The sequence below is a fragment of the Curtobacterium oceanosedimentum genome, from assembly GCF_020297365.1.
Lineage (GTDB): Bacteria > Actinomycetota > Actinomycetes > Actinomycetales > Microbacteriaceae > Curtobacterium.
Genome location: NZ_JAIXIG010000053.1, coordinates 1 through 6,163 on the forward strand (window position 1 = coordinate 1; position 6,163 = coordinate 6,163).

The 6,163-nt window shown below is 72.6% G+C and carries 5 protein-coding genes and 1 tRNA gene; 3 read left to right on the plus strand and 3 right to left on the minus strand.

Translation table 11 applies throughout. The annotated features are described in order from the left end of the window. Nucleotides 1-180: 180 nt before the first annotated feature. Both LEL83_RS15585 and LEL83_RS15590 read left to right on the plus strand, forming a co-directional pair. Nucleotides 181-256: transfer RNA gene (locus LEL83_RS15585), tRNA-Ala, on the plus strand. Nucleotides 257-494: 238 nt separating this feature from the next. Beyond that, complete coding sequence (locus LEL83_RS15590) at nucleotides 495-1,322, plus strand: glycoside hydrolase family 25 domain-containing protein (RefSeq protein ID WP_225559504.1); 828 nt, start codon at nucleotides 495-497, stop codon at nucleotides 1,320-1,322. A 72-nt stretch (nucleotides 1,323-1,394) separates the two neighbouring features. Here the strand turns inward: LEL83_RS15590 and LEL83_RS15595 are convergent, their stop codons facing one another. Further along, nucleotides 1,395-1,778 carry a hypothetical protein gene (locus LEL83_RS15595; protein ID WP_225559505.1) on the minus strand — a complete coding sequence of 128 codons (384 nt, stop codon included), beginning with the start codon at nucleotides 1,776-1,778 and terminating at the stop codon, nucleotides 1,395-1,397. Between the two features lie 121 nt (nucleotides 1,779-1,899). Here LEL83_RS15595 and LEL83_RS15600 point away from each other — a divergent pair, with 121 nt between their 5' ends. Continuing rightward, entirely contained in the window at nucleotides 1,900-2,940 is a 1,041-nt protein-coding gene (locus tag LEL83_RS15600) for an amidase domain-containing protein (protein WP_225559506.1), read from the plus strand. An 81-nt stretch (nucleotides 2,941-3,021) separates the two neighbouring features. Here LEL83_RS15600 and LEL83_RS15605 read toward each other — a convergent pair whose 3' ends face one another. Both LEL83_RS15605 and LEL83_RS15610 read right to left on the minus strand, forming a co-directional pair. Then, a complete protein-coding gene (locus tag LEL83_RS15605; RefSeq protein ID WP_225559507.1) occupies nucleotides 3,022-4,251 on the minus strand; it encodes a putative hexosyltransferase in 1,230 nt (409 codons plus the stop codon). Nucleotides 4,252-4,376: 125 nt separating this feature from the next. Continuing rightward, nucleotides 4,377-6,163 (minus strand): glycoside hydrolase family 2 TIM barrel-domain containing protein (locus LEL83_RS15610; protein ID WP_225559508.1); only part of this gene is annotated, 1,787 nt, incomplete at its 5' end.

Below are 6,163 nucleotides of genomic sequence, written 5' to 3' on the forward strand. Positions count from 1 at the left end.
GAGCCCGCCGCTCCGCCGAGCAAGTGGGCCGGCATGGGGGTCCTCGACGACGATGCTTACCAGCAGGCCGACCTCGACGCGATCATGCGGCGGCGTCGCGCGGTCTGACCGCGGCACGCCCGACGGCCGCCGTGCGATTTCGGATCGACGGACCGGGGGTGCTAGTGTGGTCGAGCACTTGGGGCTATGGCGCAGTTGGTAGCGCGTCTCGTTCGCAATGAGAAGGTCAGGGGTTCGAATCCCCTTAGCTCCACCAGGTGGCAACCACGAGGACGGCCCGGAACCGACAGGTTCCGGGCCGTTCCGTCGTTGCGGGTCGATCCGGGCCGTTCGGTACCGTTCTGGTCGGGCACCGTCCTGCACAGGCAGCCGGTGGTGGGTCGTTCGACACAGGCTCGCGGGCGAGGGGGTGTGGTGCAGCGCGCATCACCCTAGACTCCCCGTGCGCGGCCGAGGGCCGCCGACCCGTACCGGGTCCGTCCAGGGGGGAAAGCATGCACCGTCTCACTCGTCTCGTCGCGACGCTCGCGGCCGCCGTCGTCGTCGCAGCGGGGGTCGTCGTCGCCGGCCCGACGTCGACCGCCTCGGCAGCGGTCACGCCGCTCGGCGTCGACATCTCCTGGCCGCAGTGTGGCAGCCAGGTGCCGACCGGCCAGGCCTTCGCGATCGTCGGCGTGAACGGCTCGCTCGGCAACCAGACGAACCCGTGTCTGGACGACCAGCTCGCCTGGGCGGCGCAGTCCGTGGGTGGGTCCACCCAGCCGAAGACCCAGCTGTACGTGCTGTTCGCGAACCCCGGGCTCAAGGCCTCGGTGTGGCCGACGTCGAACCGCTACCAGGGCACGGTGCCCACCAACCCGTTCGGCAAGTGCGTGACGAAGGGCGGCAAGAAGCAGGTCTCGCTGGCGTGCTCGTTCATGTACGGCTACGCACGTGGGTACGACGACGTGCAGAGCCGTGGCGTCCCGAACCCGTCGGCGTACCGCTGGTGGCTCGACGTCGAGACCGGACTGTCCTACCAGCGCGACACCGCTCAGAACCGGGCGGCGATGCAGGGCATGATCGTCGGGCTCAAGACGGCCGGCGTGAAGCGGATCGGCCTCTACTCGACCACTTCCCAGTGGAAGACCATCGCCGGGACCGTCAAGTCGAACAGCCCGCTCTACGGCCGCTCGAACTGGATCGCGCTCGGCAGGAGCACCGTCACGAAGGCGCGCAAGGCCTGCTCCGGCACCCCGCTGCCCGGCGGCACGATCGCCATGGTGCAGGTCGAGGTGCCGTACGGCTCCGGCACCATCGACCGGAACGTCTCGTGCTCCTGAGTTGACCACCGACGGCGAGCGGGCCCGACACCGAACGGTGCCGGGCCCGCGCTCCGTCTGCAGGGCGGTCGCTCAGCCCGGGATGCTGTCCGTCAGCACCCCGGCGCGGGCGAACGTGGCGTGCACGGCGTTGGCGGCCTGCTCGAACGCCCGGTTGCCCCTGGTCACGCCGAGCGCGCCACCCATCACCGCCGACCTGCCCGAGCCGCGCAGCAGCCGGGCGACCGTGCGGCCGTCCGGGGTGACCATGATCTGCACGTCGAGCCGGGTGTGGAACGTGCGGTCGTTCGCGAGACCGCCCAGGAGCAGCGTCAGGCCGAAGCTGCCCCGCGTCGCGCGGAGTGCCCCCTGCTCGGCGTCGTCGACCGTGTAGCCCTCGCGGGTGAGGGCGTCGCGCACCTGGGCACGAGCGGTCCCGGGGTCGGTGGCGACGAAGAAGTCGTGGCTCTCGGGCATGGTGTGCTGATCCTCTCGGGGCGGTCCGGCCCGGTCGGGCTCGGGGACGGGAGCGATCCGCCCCCGGACGACGATCATGCCCTGTGGGGAGGACGGAGGCGTCGCATACGCTGGTCGTGTCATGACTGCCTCGATGAACCGCCGTGCCCTCCTGTCCCTCGCCGGCGTCGCCGGGATCGGCCTCGCCGTCGCGGCGTGCTCGTCCGGGGGCGACGACCGCAGCACCGGTCGCAAGGGTTCGGGCGGGGGGACGGACCCGCAGGCCACCCCGACGGCGGAGCCGGTGGCGAAAGCCCTCAGCCCGGCCCAGGTCCCGCTGGCCGGTGGGGTCACGGTCACCGTGACGGGTGCCGGACTCGCCGCGGTCAAGGGCGTCACCGTCGGCGGCGTCGCCGCACGCGACGTGCAGGCCACCGCGTCGAAGGTGACCTTCACGGCCCCGCACCAGGCGATGTACGCCGCGGGCGACGCCGAGGTCGCACTGTTCACCTCGGCGATCGAACCGACCCCATCGGCGAACCAGTCCTCCGACGGCAACGGCAGCGCCGCGAACGACGGTCAGACCGGCGCGACGCAGGACACGGCGACGGCCACACCCACGCCGACCGCCGCCCCGGCACCGGCCGCGGGCGACGCCGTCGCGACGACGAGCCTGGCGTACGCGGCGCTGACCGACGTCGACCGGCAGCTCGCCTACGCGATGCGGTACTGGAAGGACTACAACCTCGCCGAGTACGGCACCATGAACCCGATCGGCGGGGACTGCGCGAACTACGTCAGCCAGACCCTCATCGCCCGCGGGTGGGAGCAGCGGTCCGACTGGTACAACCGGGCGGCCGGGGCCGAGCACAGCGCGACGTGGACCTACTGCCCGACGATGGACCCCTGGCTCGCGGACAACGCGGCCGAGTTCGGGCTCACCCGGCGGTCGTCGGACGAGCGGGACAAGGTGAAGGTCGGTGACATCGTGTTCTTCGACTGGAACGCGAACGGTTCACCGGACCACACCACGATCGTGTCCGAGGTCTTCACCGAGTCCGACGGCACCATCCGCATCAAGTCGGCGAGCCACAACCAGGACGGCCCGTACCGCGACCTCGACGAGATGATCACGGTGCAGCACCCGGGCGGCTCCGCCTGGTTCCACACCTTCGACGCGTAGCGCAGGCCCGACGCCCGGACGCCCGGACGCCCCGACGTCCCGGCTCGCCGCGCCCCGACGCCCCGATCGCGCAGGCCCGGCTCAGGGGTACCCGAGGAACCACAGCAGCACGATCGCCACCGGCTGCAGGCACACGCCGACGACCGACCACGTCACGGCTCGGCGCCGCGTGCCGACGAACGGGTCCGACCCGAGCAGCGGCGCCATCGGCATGAGCAGCCGTGGCAACGACTGCTGCGGCAGGAACACCGCGACCAGGTACAGCCCGTACGACGCCGTGAACGTGAGCACGTCCGTCCCCAGCGCCCGCACGCCCCGACGCGTCCAGAACCACACCGCGCCGGCCAGCACGGCGAGCACCAGCACGACGCCGAGCGGTCCGAGCCAGGTCGACGCCATCGTGAACCACGGGGTCAACGGCGCGAAGTGCTGACGGCCGACGAACCCCACCCACCACGACAGCTCGGTCTCCAGGTAGGCCTCCGGCCGTCCGGTCACCGTCGACGCGACGACCGGCCACGCGAGCCCCGCCGCCGCCACGACGAGCCCCGAGACCACGATCGCCACGCGCTCTCGCCACGGGAAGACCTCGACGCTCCGCCCCGAGCGCTGGGCCTCGACCCACCGCACGACCAGGTGCACGGCGAGCGCGAGCGCCAGGGCCAGCACCCCCGGCTTCGTGAAGGCCGCGACGACGCCGAGCGGGGCGATCCACCAGTACCGCCGCCGCACCAGGGCGAGCAGCGCGCCGAAGAGCAGCGCGAGCAGCAGGCTCTCGGCGTAGGCGACCTGCAGCAGGAACCCGGTCGGCGCGAACGCGAACAGCACGGTCGCCCACCGCGCCCGACGTGGTGACCCGACGGCGAGCACGAGTCGGTACAGCAGCACGCAGGCCACCGCGCCGGCGATCGAGGCGACGACCACCCCGGCGACCCAGAACGACGCACCCGTCAGCGTCATGACGACCCGCACCACCGCGGGGAACACCGGCAGGAACGCCCACGCGTTCGGCTGCACGTGTCCCGCGTCGTCGGTCGGCAGCGTGCCCGGGTAGCCGTGCTCGGCGATGGTCCGGTAGAACGACGCGTCCCACGAGCCCGAGAACGTGAAGAACGACGGGTCCTGGCGGTGCGAGGCGAAGGTCCAGCCGTTCGCCGTCGCGAGCACGTACACCGCTGCCAGCAGCGCGGTGCTCACCACCCGCGAGGCCGCCCAGACGACCAGGGGCGCGGTCCACGCGCTGCGGGGTCCGGTCAGCACCCGCCCGACCCCCGCCCTGGAGGCTCGGGTCGCTCCCGCCACGCTCGTCACCCGCCTGATCCTCCCAGACCACGGCCCCCGCTCGCGCACGCGGGCGCGCTCGGATGACCAGCAGCGGTGGTCCGGTCCGTCTGCCGGACCCGACCACCGCCGCGGACGGAGGGCGGGCCTCCCGGCTAGTGCCCCGTGACCGCGCGACGGATCTGCTCGATCGGCACCTTCGGGCTGCGGTCGGCGTTGAGCAGGCCGTTCGTCTCCTGCATGGTGTCGGTGAGCTGCGTCCAGCAGGAGCCCGCCAGGAACGAGCTCGCCCGGACGGCGTCGTACAGCGCGGTGATGCGCGCGACCCAGTCGTCGCCGTCCGTCGCCGAGGTGTACCCCCAGCCGTCCTCGCGCTGCGCACCCGGCTGGTAGTTCACGCCGCCGAACTCGGTGAGCATGACCGGCTGCCCCAGGTCCTGCGCGCCACCGACGAGCACCCAGCGCCCGGCCGGACCGAAGCGTTCGAACAGGGCGGTGCGCGCCGCCGCGTCGGCGTAGGTGCGGGCGAGGGCCGGGCCGGCGCCCTCGTAGTCGTGGATCGTGACGATGTCGGAGTTCGTGTGCTCCCAGCCGTCGTTCGAGATGACCGGACGCGTCGGGTCGATCGCCCGCGTGACGTCGGCGAGCGCGCGGGCGTAGGCCTGCTGCGCCGGGTCCGTGGCGATGTGCTGCACCCCCCAGCTCTCGTTGACCGGCACCCAGGTGACGATCGACGGGTGCGAGGCGTCCCGCTCCACGGCGTCCATCCACTCGCGCACCAGGCGCTGGACCGCACGGGGCGAGAACGCGTAGGCACCGGGGGCCTCGCCCCACACCATCAGGCCGAGCCGGTCGGCCCAGTACAGGAAGCGCGGGTCCTCGATCTTCTGGTGGTTGCGGGCGGCGTTGAAGCCGAGCTCCTTGATGAGCTCGACCTCGCGGCGCAGGGCCTCGCGCGACGGTGCGGCGATGTGCGACTCCGGCCAGTAGCCCTGGTTCAGGACGCTGCGGACGTCGTGCGGGCGACCGTTGAGCAGGAAGGCACCGCCGTCGACGCCGACCGTGCGGATGCCGAAGTAGCTCGTCACCGCGTCGACGGCGGCCGATCCGGCGCGGGGGAGGAGCGTGACGGTGGCGTCGACCAGGCGGGGCGTCTCGGGCGTCCAGTGCAGTTCGTCCTCGGCCTGCCCGTTCGTCTGGCGTGCGATCGGCACCACGACGTCGAACTCGTCGCCGGTCGCGCCCAGCGTGGTCTCGACCGTGGCGAGGTGCTCGTCGCGGTCATCCCAGCGGGCCTCGACCCGCAAGCGCTCGCCGCCGGTGCGGACGCCGTCGACCCGGACGGTCAGCCGCATCGTCGCGTGGTCGACGTTCGTCCACCGCAGGGACGCGATCGACGCGGTCGGCACGGCCTCGAGCCACACCGTCTGCCAGATCCCCGTCGTCCGGCGGTACCAGATGGCGTGCGGGTCCTCGTGCCAGTCCTGCTTGCCGCGGGGCTGGGTCAGGTCGTGCGGGTCGTCCTCGGCCCGGACCACGAGCGTGTGCACGGCGTCCGGGTCGGTGGCGAGCACCTCGGTCACGTCGAACGAGAACGGGGTGTGACCGCCCTCGTGCTCGCCGACGAACTGCCCGTCCACCCAGACCCGGGCGCGGTGGTCGACGGCTCCGAAGTGCAGGACGAGTCGCGGGGCCCCCTCGCCGAAGCCGGCGGCGTCCAGCTCGGCCCGCGTGACGGCACGGGAGTACCAGACGACGGGGTGGAAGCCGGGCTCGTCGATGCCCGACGCGGTGGACTCGGGCGGGAACGGCACCACGATGTCGCGCGCGTCGGGGAAGCCCGTGCGCCAGGCCACGTCGTCGCCGTCGTTGCGGAACGACCACGTGCCGTCGAGGTCGGCCCAGGCCGAGCGGAGCATCTGCGGCCGGGGGTGGGTGCCGT

Excerpts from the sequence above, each read along its gene's own strand:
- LEL83_RS15590 (WP_225559504.1), top strand. The coding sequence starts at position 495 with ATGCACCGTCTCACTCGTCTCGTCGCGACGCTCGCGGCCGCCGTCGTC.
- LEL83_RS15600 (WP_225559506.1), top strand. The coding sequence starts at position 1,900 with ATGACTGCCTCGATGAACCGCCGTGCCCTCCTGTCCCTCGCCGGCGTC.
- LEL83_RS15595 (WP_225559505.1), bottom strand. The coding sequence starts at position 1,778 with ATGCCCGAGAGCCACGACTTCTTCGTCGCCACCGACCCCGGGACCGCT.